Here is a 13,930-nt window from a genome sequence, read left to right as displayed (position 1 = left end):
CGGGGTGGTCAATTTTCGGTTAGCACAGGTGGTCAATTTTAGGTTGTCATTACTAAAAGTCCGTAGTTTAAGAAAGGAGGCATGAAGATGAAAGTGCTTGGCATCTCCTGTAACGGCTGCTTCCGCCCTGGCCTCAAGGAGGGAGGCATCCGCTGTGTTGTCCCTTGATTTCTTTCTCTGCTCCTTTCTGCCCGGAGGTAATGCATGGATTTCACCGCGATTGAAAAAGAGTTCATCCGCCAAAAGGTGTTGCCCGATTTCGACTGGACCCGTTTTGACCAGCCGACGCATCCGGTCCCACTCAAAAAGCCTGTACAGCAGTGCCGGGTGGCCCTGGTAACCACCTCGGGGGCCTACTTGCGCGAAAAACAGCAGCCGTTCACCACCAAAAGCCCCACGGGCGACGACTCCTTCCGCATCATCCCCAATGAGACCCCCATCGAGGCGATTGCCCTGGCTCACCCGGGGTACAACACCCGGCGAGCCCTACAGGATCTCGACTGCGTATTTCCGCTGTCCTTGCTGAACCGTCTTCAGCGGCACGAGGAGATAGGCGCCACCGCTCCCAGGCATTTTTCCTTCATGGGCTTTATCCCCCAAACCGAGCGGCTGCTTGCGGATATCGCCCCCCAAGTCGGAGTCGAACTCCAGCGGGATCAGGTGGACCTGGCCCTGTTGGTGCCGTCGTGACCGGTGTGCAGTCAGTCCGTGGGACTGATTCAGCGCGTGTTGGACCAGATGGGAATGGCCACCGTCTCCCTGAGCTTGGTCAAGGAGATGACTCAGCTTGTCAAGCCTTCCAAGGCCCTGTATGTACAGCATCCCTTCGGTCTGACCCTCGGGGATGTGGGCGATACAGCGACCCACGAGGCGGTCCTCCGCGACTGCCTGCGCCATGCCGAGGAATTGTCGCCGCCGGGGGCAATTATCGAGCTCCCCTATGTCTGGGCCAAGGATGACCTGCGCGAACGGCAGCTGCGCAAGGAGGCGCATTAGTTTTCAATAAGGGAGCCCATACCGATGAAAAATGAAGTTGTCTACGAAATCAGAAGGTTCGTCCGGGAAAGCCCCGCCATCCTTCAGGAGGACGGCGTCACCCCGTACTTCGAGAACCGCTGGTCGGCTTCACCTCGGCCAATGATCCCCTGTGCGGGACGTTGGGACGTTGTTTAATCGTTGCACGAGAAGGTCGCTCATGAATTTCATCAGCGCAGAATATCGTCTTGACGACCAGGTCGTTCGGCCGCCCGCCGGCACCGCCAGCTACAGTTACCATCCACATGGATTGGCTAAGTGCCCTCGGTAATGTAGTTCTACAGTGAGTTGCCCACTGTTTCGGGGTTTTGATTTGTTGTCAACAGGAGGGTTTGGATTCCTATGGGGGATTTGCCTGACCATACCGAAAGATGGCTACCACGCGTATGGCCATGGTCCGGCAGGTGGGGCGGCGCGGATGATGATCAGTGACGAAAAACCTTACAGGAATCCTCAAAACCGCCGAAACTGAATGGTCCCTTTGCGGCGCTGGTTTTCGAACCAGCGCCGCAGCAATTTTTTGACCAGGTTACGAGTGCCGGGAACCAGACAGATGAAGCCGCACAGGTCGGTCCAGAACCCCGGCGTCAGCAGTACCACCCCCCCGACCAGAACCATCGCGCCGTCGATCAGTTCTTCGGTCGGCATGCGCCCCGCGGCCAGTTCGCTCTGAATGCGCTGGACCAGTTCCAGCCCCTGCGATCTGGCCAGCCAGGCGCCGGCGATGCCGGTCAGCAGGATCAGCGCGATGGTCGGTCCGACACCGATCAGGGCTCCCGCCTGAATCAGGGTGTAGACTTCGAGAATCGGAACCAGAATGAAGATGACTATCAGGGTTATGAACACGACAACCTCTCTCTGATATGAAAAACTAACATATCGGTTTAAGCTTCATTAGGTGTCTACCATATCTGCGAAAATGCTGCTAACGTCATGTTTTAAAGGGGTTATTTTTGCTGACTAAAAAATGTGCAATGTGCCAGGTGCGCCAAGTTGTCACCACGGGTGGTAGTTGTTCACAGCCTTTTACACAGCTTTTCAACAACAGGTGTGGAAAACGGTGAAAGAGCCCTGAAACGGCACGGTTTTTTGTCGAGACAGCGGTAATGGCGACCTCAACGGTTCGATTTCGGTGCTGTGGAAGGTTGCGGCTCATCCCTGGTGCCGTCCGCTGTCGGTGGCTGATTTTCATGCCGTGATTCTCCGCCGTGAATCGTCGCATCCACTCTTCTGCAGGCGTCGAGCAGGGCTGTTTCAGCATCGCATCCGTGTTTTCCGGCCAGCGTGACGACGCTGAACAGCAGGTCGCCGATCCGGCGGTGGATATCCGATCCGTTATCCCGAGGCGACAACGCCGGCACCAGTGACGTAATGTCCTGTGGAAGCGGGGCATTGCCCTTTGCCATCCGGTTGACCAGTTTCTGGGCCTTCATCAGGGCCGGAAGATTGGTCGTGATGTCATCAAGATAACATGAACTGCCGGAGTTGCCGCCCCGTTCCTGACGCTTGATGGCATCCCATTGACGATGAAGTTCTTCCTCGCTCTGAAATGTGGCGTCGGCGAAAACATGAGGATGGCGCCGGATCAGCTTGTTGCTGATCGTGTCGGCGATATCGTTGAAATTGAATTCTCCCTTTTCGGCGAAAATCTGTGCCTGAAAAACGACCTGGAGCAGTAGGTCGCCCAGTTCATCACGTATGTTATGCATATCGCCCGAGGAGATTGCTTCCACGGCTTCGTAGGCTTCTTCAAGAATGTAGGGCCGCAGGCTTTCCGGAGACTGGCGAACATCCCAGGGGCAGCCTCCGGGAGCCCGCAGGGCGGCCATGATGCGGAGCAGTCGCTCTATGGCGGTTGTCGGCGAGGTGCTTTCGCAGGCGTTGTTGGTGGGGTCTTTCTGCAAGAAGGTTTCCTTTGACGTTAAGTGGCCCACTCGTGAAGGGTCGTTTCCCGTCAGGCTAATCACCTTGACGGGCCAAGTCAATAGCCCTCGCGGGCTGGAAACCGCTTGCAAAATAGTCAGGAATAGGCTAATAGAAAAACCCGCGCCGGGGCGCCTGTTTTCAGGGATTTTCCTTGACATGGACGGGGCAGGTCTTATACTACCCGCTTTCGTTCCGATGAGGCTGTTTTTGTTCACGATCAACTGGGAAAAGATACCGGAGCAGGGGTTGTCGGCCGCTGCCGATGTGGCAGCGGAAGATCTCGTCGTTCTGGCTGCTCTGCAGGACCAGGGTGCCTGTCGGTTCGTCACCCCGATCGCGGTCAGTCTTGAGGTTCGCTGGATTTCCGACCTGTTGCAGGTGAGCGGTCATGTCAGTTGTGACGCTGTTCTTTCCTGTAGTCGTTGTCTGAAAGAGTTCGACCAGCATCTTGACGGGGGGTTCGATCTGACCTTTGCCCGTCAGCTGCCCGAGATCAGTATGGCCGAGGATGAGGAGGGTGAGGGGGTTGAACTCACCGCCGATGACCTCGGACTGGTTCACGCTCCCGGGGATGTCATCGAGCTACATGATATTTTCGCGGAACAGTTGATTCTCGCCCTGCCGGCGAAGCCGTTGTGCGATGCTGCTTGCGCCGGGCTCTGCGCCCGTTGCGGACAGGACCTGAACCGGGGCGACTGCGGTTGCCGGAATGATGATTTCAATAACAGGTTTGCGGCACTGAAAAACCTGAAACTCGATAAGGAATGATGCGCCGACCCGGGCATTATGTCCTATTATAGAAAACGGGGCCCGCCCCCGCACAAGGAGTCAAGTTCATGGCTGTACCGAAGAAAAAAACATCCAAGTCCAAACGTGATATGCGTCGTTCCCACGATTCTCTTTCCGCGCCCGCGCTTTCTCTCTGCCCGCAATGCAATGAGCCGAAACAGCCGCATCGAGCCTGCCCCAATTGCGGCGTTTATAAAGGTAAGGACGTCCTCGGCAGCGAAGACTAGGGAGGTCTTCGCTTGAGCGAGAGAATTGTAGTCGCGGTTGATGCCATGGGGGGGGACAACGCGCCCGTGGTCGAAGTCGCCGGAGCTGTTGAGGCCGCGCGGCGTTGGGATATCCCCGTCATTCTGGTGGGTAACTCCGAGCGTGTCTCGGCTGAACTCAGCCGGCACCGGGTCGAGGGTCTCGATATATCGATCCGGCATGCCAGTGAGGTTGTCGGCATGCACGATTCGCCATCGGATGTGGTCCGGAAGAAGAAGGACTCTTCCGTGCGGGTGGCGTTCGACCTGGTCAAAAACGGCGATGCTCATGCCGTTGTCAGCGCCGGCAATTCCGGGGCGACCATGGCGGCGGCAATGTTCGTTCTGAAGCGGATCAAGGGAATTGACCGGCCGGCCATCGCCACGGTCATGCCCAACCTGCTTGACCAGACGCTGGTGCTCGACGCCGGGGGCAATGTCGATTGCCGTCCGCAGCATCTCGCCCAGTTTGCCCTGATGGGCGCGGTTTATTCCCGGCACATTCTCGGCAAACGACAGCCACGGGTCGGACTGCTGTCGAATGGTGAGGAAGAAAGCAAGGGAACCGACCTGACCCGTGGAGCTCACAACCTGCTCAAAAAGGCCGGTTTCAATTATGTCGGCTATGTTGAGGGGCGCGATATCTACAACGGCAGCGTCGACGTTGTCGTCTGTGACGGGTTTGTCGGCAATGTCGTCCTCAAGGCTTCTGAGGGACTTGCCGATGCCATCGGAACTATGCTGAAGCAGGAGCTGAAAAGCAGTCTGCGGGCCAAACTCGGCTATCTTCTCGCCAGGCCCGCATTTCGCCGTCTGCGCAAGAAGATTGATTACGCCGAGTATGGTGGGGCCCCCCTGCTCGGCATTGCCGGTACCGGGATGATCTGTCATGGCGGGTCGAATGCCAAGGCGGTGATGAACGGTATCCGCTTGGCGAGAGAGTCTGTTGTCAGGCGGGTCAACGAAAACATGGTAGCGGCATTGCAGGGCCCATCCCGCGGATGATCCGCCAGGTCTGCCGGCCATGTTCAACCGGAGGGTGAGGAAGGATTTGTAATGAAAGCTCGTATTATTGGGACAGGCTCCTACCTGCCGGAAACCATCCGCACCAATAAAGATATTGAGCAGATGGTCGATACCTCGGACGAGTGGATCCGTGCCCGTACCGGCATCCGTGAGCGACGCATCGCCGCTGATGACGAACAGACATCCGATCTCGCCGTCAAGGCCGCCCGCAAGGCGATGGAGATGGCGGGAGTGTCCGCCGAGGAGATTGATTTCCTGGTTGTCGGGACAATTACCGGTGATCTTCCCTGGCCTGCCACGGCCTGCCTGGTGCAGGAGGGGCTCGGGCTGAAAAATGCTTTTGCCTATGATGTCTCGGCGGCCTGCAGCGGGTTTGTTTTTGCCCTGGATGCCGCTGTTCAGCAGATCGAATCGGGCCATGTCCGCAAGGCGCTGGTCATCGGAGCTGAATGTCTGTCGCGGATTATCGACTGGCAGGATCGCAATACCTGTATTCTTTTCGGTGACGGGGCCGGGGCCGTGGTGCTTGAAGGGCAGGACGGTGATCATGGTGTGCTGTCAACCCATCTTCATTCCGACGGCAGTTATTGGGAACTTCTGCATCAGCCCGGGTTCGGAACCCGTACTCCGGCAACCGAACAAGGCATTCTTGATCGTATCCCGTATCTTAAGATGGCCGGCAACGAAGTCTTCAAGGTGGCAGTCCGTTCCCTGACAGAGGTCGCAAAGGAGGCGTTGGAGGCTAACAGCCTGACCGCCGACCAGATCGACATGATGATTCCGCATCAGGCCAACCTGCGCATTCTTGAAGCCACCGCCAAGCGTCTGAAAATGCGTGAGGATCAGGTTTATGTCAATGTTGATCGTTTCGGCAATACCTCCGGGGCTTCGATTCCCATCGCCCTGGATGAAGCCAACCGCAAGGGTTTGATCAAAGAGAATGACATTCTGCTGTTTGATGCCTTTGGTGGCGGATTCACCTGGGGCTCGGCTGTGGTACGCTGGTAACAATCTACTTTGGGACTGAACGATGATCGCATTTCTTTTTCCCGGTCAGGGTTCTCAGGCCGCCGGCATGGGCAAGGACCTGGCCTCTGATTTCAAGGTCGCCAGGGATGTTTTCGAAGAGGCCAATGATGCTCTCGGGTTTGATCTGGCCGCGCTCTGCTTCAATGGCCCCGATGAGGACCTGCAACTGACGGAGAATACCCAGCCCGCTATCCTGACTCACAGCGTCGCTGCATTGCGGGTGTTGCAGGAAGTCAGCGACCTGCGGCCTGATTATGCCGCCGGGCATTCCCTGGGCGAATATTCCGCCCTGGTCTGTTCCGGGGCGCTGCAGTTCGCCGATGCCGTGAAGATCGTCCGGCAGCGTGGTCGCTTCATGCAGCAGGCGGTTCCGGTCGGGCAGGGTGCCATGGCGGCCATTATCGGCCTCGATGCCGAGTCGCTCGCGCAGGTTTGCCGGCAGGCTGCCGACGGTGACGTTGTCTCGCCGGCGAATTACAACAGCCCCGGTCAGGTGGTTATCGCCGGACATGCCGAGGCGGTTGCCCGGGCGACCGATCTGGCCAAGGCCGGGGGGGCCAAGCGGGCCATGTCTCTGCCGGTCAGCGCCCCTTTTCACTGTTCACTGATGCAGCCGGCGGCCGACCAGCTGGCCCGGGTTCTCGAACCCATACAGGTCGGTGAACTCAATGTGCCGGTGGTGTCCAATGTAGAGGCACTCCCCAACCGGGAAAGTGAGCGGGTCAAGGACCTTCTTGTCCGGCAGGTGTGCGCCCCTGTGCGATGGGAAGAATCCGTGACACGGATGGTTGAGTCGGGTGTTGATCATTTTATCGAGATCGGCCCCGGCAAGGTTCTTTCCGGTTTGGTCAAGCGCATGGCGCGGGGCAGCCGGATTCAGAATCTGGCCGTGGCCGCTGATATTGAAAAGTTGAATTAAGGGAGACGGGACCATGCCAGCTGATAAGGTTGCTCTGGTAACCGGAGCTTCACGCGGCATCGGCCGGGCCATCTGCCTGGCGCTTGCCGCCCGGGGATGCCGAATCGTTGCGGCCGGTCGAGATCGCAGCGCCCTCAAGGGCGTTGCCGATGAGATCGAAAAACTTGGTGCAGAGGTTCTTGTCGTGACCGGTGACGTCAGTTGCGGCGAAGATGTCAATCGGATGGTCAACGAAGCGCGTGAACATTTTTCACGTCTCGATATACTGGTCAACAATGCCGGCCTGACGCGTGACGGTCTTTTACTGCGTATGAAGGATGAAGACTGGGACGCCGTTCTGGATGCCAATCTCAAGGGCAGCTTCATGCTGACCCGCGCTGTGGCCAAGATCATGACCCGGCAGCGTTATGGCCGGATCATCAACATCAGTTCCGTTGTCGGCGAGATGGGGAACCCCGGCCAGGCCAATTATTGCGCCAGCAAGGCCGGATTGATCGGTCTGACGAAATCCAACGCCAGGGAACTGGCGAAACGCAATATTACGGTCAACGTCGTCGCCCCCGGTTTTATCGTTACCTCGATGACGGAGGTTCTTGATGACAAGGCTCGCGAGGAACTGGTGGGGCAGATCCCTCTCGGACGAATCGGAAACCCGGAAGATGTGGCCAATGCCGTTGTCTTTCTTGCCTCGGAAGCGGCCGGTTATATCACCGGCCAGGTTCTGAGCGTGAACGGCGGCATGTACATGTAAACAGGTTCGGTGCCAGGCCACCGACATAAAACAAGGAGGTAGACAAGAAATGGCTACTGTAGAAGAACGCGTTAAACAGATTGTCGCTGAGCAGTTGGGTGTTGATGAGGCCCAGGTCACCCTGGAAGCGGCTTTCATGGATGATCTGGGGGCCGATTCCCTCGACACCGTGGAGTTGGTCATGGCTCTGGAGGAGGAGTTTGATATCGAGATCTCCGACGAAGATGCCGAAAAAATTCAGAAAGTTCAGGACGCCGTCACCTATATCAGCGAGAATTCCTGAATCCAGTCAACATGGGGGGAAGGTCATCCTTCCCCCCATGAGCAACATGCGGCTGCCCGGTTGTCATCATGGGGGCCGAATGTCTGACCCATTTGAGTTGGAGGCTTGTAGAGCTTATGCGTAGAGTCGTTATTACCGGTATGGGCATCATTTCGCCATTGGGGACCGGTTTGGAGAGCAATTGGGATGCTGTAACCCGTGGTGTGTCCGGCATCGGTCCGATCACGCATTTTGATGCTTCGAATCTGCCGACCCGGATTGCCGGTGAGGTCAAGGATTTCAATCCCGGCGACTTTATCGAAAAAAAAGAACAGCGTAAAATGGACCTGTTCATCCAGTACGCCGTTGCAGCCGCCGATATGGCCGTGGCCGACTCCGGACTGGAGATTAACGATGATAACGCCGAACGGGTAGGGGTGCAGATCGGAGCCGGCCTGGGGGGGCTGCCGACAATTGAAAAATATCACAAGGCGATGCTTGAAGGAGGCTACCGGAAAGTATCCCCCTTCTTCATCCCGATGCTGATCATCAACCTCGCCCCCGGTTTTGTTTCCATGCGTACCGGCGCCAAGGGACCCAACCTGTCGACTGTCTCCGCCTGCGCTACCGGCACACACTCCATCGGCGATGCCTACCGACTGATTCAACGGGGCGACGCCGACGCCATGATTACCGGCGGTTGCGAGGGAACCATCTCCGCCCTGGGGATTGCCGGTTTCAATGTCATGAAGGCCCTGTCGACCCGTAACGATGACCCGACCGCCGCCAGCCGGCCGTTCGAAAAGAACCGCGATGGTTTCGTCATGGCGGAAGGCGCGGGGATCCTGGTGCTTGAAGAGTACGAGGCGGCCAGAAAACGAGGGGCGCACATCTATGCCGAGGTTGCCGGCTATGGCATGTCCGGTGACGCTTACCACCTGACGGCACCGGCCCCCGGTGGTGAGGGGGCCGCGCGCTGCATGAAGATGGCGGTCGGCAATTCCGGGATCAATCCCGAAGAGATTGATTACATCAATGCCCATGGAACCTCGACCCATTTCAACGACCTCTATGAGACCATGGCGATTAAATCTGTTTTCGGTGACCATGCCCGGAAGCTTATGATCAGTTCCACCAAAAGCATGACCGGTCATGCCCTCGGTGCCGCAGGCGGTCTTGAAGCGGTTTATCTTGCCCTCAGCATCGATCGCGGGGTGGTGCCGCCGACCATCAACTACGACGAGCCAGATCCGGAATGTGATCTCGATTATGTTCCCAACCAGGCGCGCGAGACCAGGGTCAGGGCCGGGTTGAGCAATTCCTTCGGTTTTGGCGGGACCAATGCCACGCTGCTGCTGAAAAAGGCTGAATGATGTTTGTCATTGCCAGTGACCATGGCGGCCTGGAGCTGAAGCAGGCGATCTTTGATTATCTGCAGCGGCGGGGGATCGAGGTTCAGGATCTCGGAACCAATGGCGATGCGTCGGTTGATTATCCTGATTTTGGCGAAAAGGTTGCGACACTGGTCAGTTGCGGTGAGGCGCAACGCGGGATTCTGATCTGCGGAACCGGCATCGGGATGTCGATTGTCGCCAACAAATTTCCCGGGGTTCGTGCCGCGCTGGTAACCGACAACTTTACCGCCCGCATGGCCAAGGAACATAATAACGCCAATGTCCTGGTGATGGGAGGCAGGGTCCTTGATGTGGACCAGGCCCTTGAAATGGTTGAAACCTGGCTTGACATCAAGTTCGAGGCCGGTCGGCACCAGCGCCGGCTCGACAAGATCGCGCAGCTTGAAAAACGTTTACGCGGTGAGTCTTCACCGGAATGACCGACCCGGGCAGGCTGCAACGCCTGCCCGATTTGTTGAATCTGAATCAGTCGCGACTCCCTGGTTCAGAATTAAATCCAGCCCAGCCGGAGACCGAGAGACAATGTCTGATCAGCTCAATCTGTTCGATAGTGAAATTGCCGAAGCCATCCGCAAAGAAACCGAGCGCCAGGAATACAGCCTCGAATTCATCGCTTCGGAAAACTTCGTCAGTGAAAATATCCTGGAAGCTCAGGGTTCCGTTCTGACCAACAAGTACGCAGAAGGCTATCCCGCCAAGCGTTATTATGGTGGCTGCGAATTTGTCGATGTTGCGGAGCAGTTGGCCATTGATCGCGCCAGGGAACTGTTCGGTGCCGAGCACGCCAATGTTCAGCCCCATTCCGGTTCCCAGGCCAATATGGCGGTCTACATGGCGGTCTGCCAGCCGGGAGACACGGTCCTCGGGATGAACCTGGCCCATGGCGGACACCTGACCCACGGTTCACCGGTCAATTTTTCCGGCAAGCTGTACAATATCGTTCCCTACGGCGTTAAACGCGAGACCGGGACCATCGACTACGAAGAAGTCGAGCAGCTGGCCCTTGAACACAAGCCGAAAATGATTGTTGTCGGTGCCAGTGCCTATCCGCGAACCATCGATTTTAAGGCCTTCAGAACCATTGCCGACAAGGTCGGTGCCGTTGTCATGGTTGACATGGCGCATATTGCCGGTCTGGTTGCCGCCGGCGAGCATCCCAACCCGGTCCCTTACGCCGAGTTCGTTACGTCGACGACCCATAAAACTCTGCGCGGCCCGCGCGGCGGCCTGATTCTCTGTACCGAGGAATGGGGCAAAAAACTCAACAGTAATATTTTCCCCGGGATCCAGGGCGGCCCGTTGATGCATGTCATCGCCGCCAAGGCGGTGGCCTTCAAGGAGGCCCTGCAGCCCGAATTCAAGAACTACGCGGTGCAGGTGGTGAAGAATGCCCGAGTCTTGGCCGAAACCCTGGTGTCGCATGGCTTCAACCTGGTGTCCGGGGGCACCGATAATCATCTGATGCTGCTCGATTTCAGCGGCACGGAGCTTACCGGAAAGGTTGCCGAGGCGGCTCTGGAAACAGCCGGCATCACCGTCAACAAGAATGCGGTTCCCTTCGATACCCGGTCCCCGTTTGTGACCAGCGGCATCCGTATCGGCACTCCGGCGACCACCACCCGCGGGTTGAAAGAGGCAGACATGGTTCAGGTCGGCGAGTGGATCGCCGCCGCGCTGCAGAATGTTGACAACGCGACAAAGCTTGCCAAGATCCGGCAGCAGGTTCGTGAACTCTGTCAGCGGTTCCCGCTCTATGCTCATCGACTGAAATAAACGATGCAGCGGCCGAGCTGGGATCAGTATTTCATGGACATCGCCACCCTGGTGGCCAGCCGCTCGACCTGCCTGCGGCGCCAGGTCGGGGCGGTGATGGTGAAGGGAAAAAATATCCTTGCCACCGGTTACAACGGCACACCCTCCGGAATTACTCACTGCTCGGTCACCGGTTGCCTGCGGGAACAGCTCAAGGTCCCGTCCGGGGAGCGTCATGAACTTTGTCGCGGCCTGCATGCTGAACAGAATGCGATCATTCAGGCCGCAAGGCATGGCATCAATATCGACGGTGCCACTCTGTACTGCACTCACTCGCCGTGTATTATCTGTTCGAAGATGCTGATCAATGCCGGGATTCGTCAGATCGTCTATCAGGTCGGTTACCCGGACCAGCTTTCACTCGACATGTTGAGCGAGGCCGGCATCCGCTTCGAAATCCTTGAGAACGATAACCCGGACCAGGAGGATCAGCGATGAAATGCCCTTTTTGCGGCTTTGCCGATACCCGGGTCGTTGATTCACGGCTCGGGAAAGAAGGCAATAATATCCGTCGCCGTCGCGAATGCGGAGACTGCAGTAAACGGTTCACGACCTATGAACGGGTCGAGGAAACGCTGCCGCTGGTGATCAAGAAGGACGGTCGGCGCGAGCCTTTTGACCGGACCAAGATTATTGCCGGTATGCAGCGCGCCTGTGAGAAACGTCCGGTTTCCATTTCCACCATTGAGCATGCCGTCGACCAGCTTGAGTTGCGTCTGCAGGAGAGCGGCGAAAAGGAAATCGATGCCAGTCGGATCGGTACCGAGGTGATGGCGTCCCTGCACGACATGGATGAGGTCGCCTATGTGCGTTTTGCCTCGGTCTATCGGCAATTCAAGGATATCAATGAATTTATGGCCGAACTGAAGGACCTGTTGGCGCAGGACGAAAAGGGCGGCCGGCAACCCGGTTGAAATTTCCGGTTAGAACAGGCGTTCCATGAACACGCCAGAAGACTATATGCGGCGGGCTCTCGCCCTGGCAAAAAAAGGGGAGGGACGGACCCGCCCGAATCCCCCCGTCGGCGCGGTGATCGTCAAAGACGGGCGGATCGTAGGTGAGGGGTTCCATCCCGCCGCCGGCAGACCCCATGCCGAAATCTTCGCCCTCCGGCAGGCCGGGGAAGAGGCCCGTGGCGCAGATGTCTATGTCACTCTTGAGCCCTGTTCCCACACCGGCCGTACCGGTCCCTGCGCCGAGGCGTTGATCTGCTCCGGGGTGAAAAAGGTCTGGATCGGGGCCGGCGATCCCAACCCGCGGGTTGACGGACGAGGTGTCGCGTTGCTGCGGGCGGCCGGGGTTGAGGTCGAATCCGGGTTGCTGGGAGATGACTGTCGTTGGCTGATCGCCCCTTTTTCCATGCACATGTCAATCGGGCGCCCTCTGGTTACGCTTAAGGCCGCAGTGACTCTCGACGGTAAGACGGCGACCTGCCAAGGTGAATCACAATGGATTTCCGGCGAGCAGAGCCGGGCCGATGTCCATCGCCTGCGCGACCGGGTCGATGCCATCATGGTCGGGGTCGGTACTGTCCTGCGTGACAACCCCCGTCTGACGACCAGATTGCCGGGTGGTGATGGACATGACCCCTTGCGGGTGGTGGTCGACTCCCGTCTGCGGACGCCGGTTGAAGCTGCGGTTATCAACCGTTCCTCCGACAGTGGTGTTGTTATCGCGACAACGCCACAGGCTGATTCGGATCGCGTCAGGGCACTTGAGAATGCCGGGGCCCGGGTGCTTGTCTGCAACGAGATAGAAGGGCAGGGGGTTGATTTGCAGGATCTGCTGCGTCATCTTGGCAAGATGGACATTATGCACCTGTTGCTTGAGGGCGGCGCTATTCTCAACCAGGGCGCGTTCAATGCTGATATCATCGACCGGGTGCGGCTTTATGTGGCCCCGATGTTGTTCGGCGGCAGTGACGGCAAGGACATTTTCAGCGGTCATGGTATCGGGCAACTGGCAGCAGCACGGAAATTGGGTCCACTGAAGGTTTCCGGGATGGGCGATGACCTGCTGGTCGAGGGAGAGGTGCTTCGATGTTCACCGGCCTGATAGAAGATGTCGGAATCGTCCGTTCGCTGCAGCGGGGTGCGACGGAGTGTCGATTGACGATTACCACCGGTTTGCCGGTTAACGAACTGGTCCTCGGGGAGAGTGTCGCCGTCAATGGAGCCTGCCTGACCGTGGTGGCTGTCGGGACGGCCGATTTCACCGCCGATGTGTCACCCGAAACCCTGCAACGGACCAATCTCGGTGACCTTCAGCCCGGGCGGAGGGTCAATCTTGAACGGGCTCTGCAGCTTGGCGGCAGGCTCGGTGGGCATATCGTTTCCGGCCATATCGATGCCACGGCCACCCTGCAATCGAGGCAGCGTTCCGGCAACGCCGAAATTCTGCAATGGCAGATGGAATCTCCGAGTCTGCGCTTTGTTGTCGAGAAAGGGTCGGTCGCCATCGACGGCATCAGCCTGACCGTCAACCAGGTGAGCGACAGCGGATTCGCGGTGGCCATCATCCCTCATACCCTTGCTCGCACGACTCTGGTCGACTGTCGGCCGGGGGTGGTGGCTAACATCGAAACCGACCTGCTCGGAAAATATGTCGCGCGCCTGCTGGACGGTCGCGACGGCCAATCGGAAAAGAAATCGCTGAGCCTGGAGTTCCTTGCCAGAAACGGCTTTATGTAAAATATCTCGATTTTACCTTAAGGATTAATAC

18 protein-coding genes are annotated in these 13,930 nt (G+C 57.8%); 16 read left to right on the top strand and 2 right to left on the bottom strand.

Annotation, left to right across the window (positions count from 1 at the left end):
- Positions 1-204: 204 nt before the first annotated feature.
- Together C2E25_RS12070 and C2E25_RS12065 are read left to right on the top strand one after the other, a co-directional pair.
- Positions 205-690 carry a glycine/sarcosine/betaine reductase selenoprotein B family protein gene (locus C2E25_RS12070; RefSeq protein ID WP_103115984.1) on the top strand — a complete coding sequence of 162 codons (486 nt, stop codon included), beginning with the start codon at positions 205-207 and terminating at the stop codon, positions 688-690.
- 18 nt (positions 691-708) lie between these two features.
- The gene (locus C2E25_RS12065) at positions 709-996 is read left to right on the top strand and encodes a hypothetical protein (RefSeq protein ID WP_103115983.1); all 288 of its coding nucleotides are present in this window, start codon (positions 709-711) and stop codon (positions 994-996) included.
- Between the two features lie 492 nt (positions 997-1,488).
- On the opposite strand, the gene C2E25_RS12060 is transcribed toward C2E25_RS12065, so the two are convergent.
- Both C2E25_RS12060 and mazG read right to left on the bottom strand, forming a co-directional pair.
- Positions 1,489-1,881, bottom strand: coding sequence for an FxsA family protein (locus C2E25_RS12060; protein ID WP_103115982.1), 393 nt, complete (start codon positions 1,879-1,881; stop codon positions 1,489-1,491).
- A 269-nt stretch (positions 1,882-2,150) separates the two neighbouring features.
- The gene (mazG, locus tag C2E25_RS12055) at positions 2,151-2,939 is read right to left on the bottom strand and encodes a nucleoside triphosphate pyrophosphohydrolase (protein ID WP_158247242.1); all 789 of its coding nucleotides are present in this window, start codon (positions 2,937-2,939) and stop codon (positions 2,151-2,153) included.
- A 229-nt stretch (positions 2,940-3,168) separates the two neighbouring features.
- Between mazG and C2E25_RS17515 the strand changes: the two genes are divergently transcribed.
- The 14 genes from C2E25_RS17515 to C2E25_RS11985 all read left to right on the top strand — a co-directional run bounded on the left by C2E25_RS17515 (position 3,169) and on the right by C2E25_RS11985 (position 13,899).
- Positions 3,169-3,729 (top strand): YceD family protein, encoded by a 561-nt coding sequence (locus C2E25_RS17515; protein ID WP_158247241.1) that lies wholly within the window; start codon positions 3,169-3,171, stop codon positions 3,727-3,729.
- A gap of 68 nt (positions 3,730-3,797) precedes the next feature.
- Positions 3,798-3,977, top strand: a complete 180-nt coding sequence (gene rpmF, locus C2E25_RS12045; RefSeq protein WP_085008783.1) for a 50S ribosomal protein L32 — start codon at positions 3,798-3,800, stop codon at positions 3,975-3,977.
- Positions 3,978-4,001: 24 nt separating this feature from the next.
- Positions 4,002-5,000: a phosphate acyltransferase PlsX gene (gene plsX, locus C2E25_RS12040; protein ID WP_103115988.1), complete on the top strand. Its 999-nt coding sequence runs from the start codon at positions 4,002-4,004 to the stop codon at positions 4,998-5,000.
- Between the two features lie 51 nt (positions 5,001-5,051).
- The gene (locus C2E25_RS12035) at positions 5,052-6,029 is read left to right on the top strand and encodes a beta-ketoacyl-ACP synthase III (protein ID WP_103115979.1); all 978 of its coding nucleotides are present in this window, start codon (positions 5,052-5,054) and stop codon (positions 6,027-6,029) included.
- A gap of 22 nt (positions 6,030-6,051) precedes the next feature.
- The gene (fabD, locus tag C2E25_RS12030; protein WP_103115978.1) at positions 6,052-6,969 is read left to right on the top strand and encodes an ACP S-malonyltransferase; all 918 of its coding nucleotides are present in this window, start codon (positions 6,052-6,054) and stop codon (positions 6,967-6,969) included.
- 13 nt (positions 6,970-6,982) lie between these two features.
- The gene (fabG, locus tag C2E25_RS12025) at positions 6,983-7,720 is read left to right on the top strand and encodes a 3-oxoacyl-[acyl-carrier-protein] reductase (protein ID WP_103115977.1); all 738 of its coding nucleotides are present in this window, start codon (positions 6,983-6,985) and stop codon (positions 7,718-7,720) included.
- 49 nt (positions 7,721-7,769) lie between these two features.
- Positions 7,770-8,003 (top strand): acyl carrier protein, encoded by a 234-nt coding sequence (gene acpP, locus C2E25_RS12020; protein WP_103115976.1) that lies wholly within the window; start codon positions 7,770-7,772, stop codon positions 8,001-8,003.
- A gap of 116 nt (positions 8,004-8,119) precedes the next feature.
- Positions 8,120-9,355, top strand: a complete 1,236-nt coding sequence (fabF, locus tag C2E25_RS12015; protein ID WP_103115975.1) for a beta-ketoacyl-ACP synthase II — start codon at positions 8,120-8,122, stop codon at positions 9,353-9,355.
- A complete protein-coding gene (gene rpiB / locus C2E25_RS12010; RefSeq protein WP_103115974.1) occupies positions 9,355-9,816 on the top strand; it encodes a ribose 5-phosphate isomerase B in 462 nt (153 codons plus the stop codon). The genes fabF and rpiB overlap by 1 nt, the downstream gene beginning before the upstream one ends.
- A gap of 103 nt (positions 9,817-9,919) precedes the next feature.
- On the top strand, positions 9,920-11,170 hold the full coding sequence (gene glyA, locus C2E25_RS12005) for a serine hydroxymethyltransferase (RefSeq protein ID WP_103115973.1): 1,251 nt from the start codon (positions 9,920-9,922) through the stop codon (positions 11,168-11,170).
- Positions 11,171-11,173: 3 nt separating this feature from the next.
- Entirely contained in the window at positions 11,174-11,647 is a 474-nt protein-coding gene (locus C2E25_RS12000; protein WP_103115972.1) for a deoxycytidylate deaminase, read from the top strand.
- Complete coding sequence (nrdR, locus tag C2E25_RS11995; protein ID WP_103115971.1) at positions 11,644-12,123, top strand: transcriptional regulator NrdR; 480 nt, start codon at positions 11,644-11,646, stop codon at positions 12,121-12,123. Before C2E25_RS12000 ends, nrdR begins: the two co-directional genes overlap by 4 nt.
- Positions 12,124-12,148: 25 nt before the next feature.
- Positions 12,149-13,264 carry a bifunctional diaminohydroxyphosphoribosylaminopyrimidine deaminase/5-amino-6-(5-phosphoribosylamino)uracil reductase RibD gene (ribD, locus tag C2E25_RS11990; RefSeq protein WP_103115970.1) on the top strand — a complete coding sequence of 372 codons (1,116 nt, stop codon included), beginning with the start codon at positions 12,149-12,151 and terminating at the stop codon, positions 13,262-13,264.
- Entirely contained in the window at positions 13,249-13,899 is a 651-nt protein-coding gene (locus C2E25_RS11985) for a riboflavin synthase (RefSeq protein WP_103115969.1), read from the top strand. Before ribD ends, C2E25_RS11985 begins: the two co-directional genes overlap by 16 nt.
- Positions 13,900-13,930 lie beyond the last annotated feature (31 nt).

Origin of the sequence: Geothermobacter hydrogeniphilus (assembly GCF_002898515.1) — a bacterium.
Lineage (GTDB): Bacteria > Desulfobacterota > Desulfuromonadia > Desulfuromonadales > Geothermobacteraceae > Geothermobacter_A.
The sequence above is the reverse complement of the archived record's forward strand: the minus strand, read 5'-3'. Positions and strand labels throughout refer to the sequence as shown.

Bases quoted from the DNA above. Each gene is read 5' to 3' on its own strand.
- C2E25_RS12070 (WP_103115984.1), top strand. From the start codon at position 205: ATGGATTTCACCGCGATTGAAAAAGAGTTCATCCGCCAAAAGGTGTTG.
- rpmF (WP_085008783.1), top strand. From the start codon at position 3,798: ATGGCTGTACCGAAGAAAAAAACATCCAAGTCCAAACGTGATATGCGT.
- C2E25_RS12035 (WP_103115979.1), top strand. From the start codon at position 5,052: ATGAAAGCTCGTATTATTGGGACAGGCTCCTACCTGCCGGAAACCATC.
- fabD (WP_103115978.1), top strand. From the start codon at position 6,052: ATGATCGCATTTCTTTTTCCCGGTCAGGGTTCTCAGGCCGCCGGCATG.
- fabG (WP_103115977.1), top strand. From the start codon at position 6,983: ATGCCAGCTGATAAGGTTGCTCTGGTAACCGGAGCTTCACGCGGCATC.
- acpP (WP_103115976.1), top strand. From the start codon at position 7,770: ATGGCTACTGTAGAAGAACGCGTTAAACAGATTGTCGCTGAGCAGTTG.
- fabF (WP_103115975.1), top strand. From the start codon at position 8,120: ATGCGTAGAGTCGTTATTACCGGTATGGGCATCATTTCGCCATTGGGG.
- rpiB (WP_103115974.1), top strand. From the start codon at position 9,355: ATGTTTGTCATTGCCAGTGACCATGGCGGCCTGGAGCTGAAGCAGGCG.
- glyA (WP_103115973.1), top strand. From the start codon at position 9,920: ATGTCTGATCAGCTCAATCTGTTCGATAGTGAAATTGCCGAAGCCATC.
- C2E25_RS12000 (WP_103115972.1), top strand. From the start codon at position 11,174: ATGCAGCGGCCGAGCTGGGATCAGTATTTCATGGACATCGCCACCCTG.
- nrdR (WP_103115971.1), top strand. From the start codon at position 11,644: ATGAAATGCCCTTTTTGCGGCTTTGCCGATACCCGGGTCGTTGATTCA.
- ribD (WP_103115970.1), top strand. From the start codon at position 12,149: ATGAACACGCCAGAAGACTATATGCGGCGGGCTCTCGCCCTGGCAAAA.
- C2E25_RS11985 (WP_103115969.1), top strand. From the start codon at position 13,249: ATGTTCACCGGCCTGATAGAAGATGTCGGAATCGTCCGTTCGCTGCAG.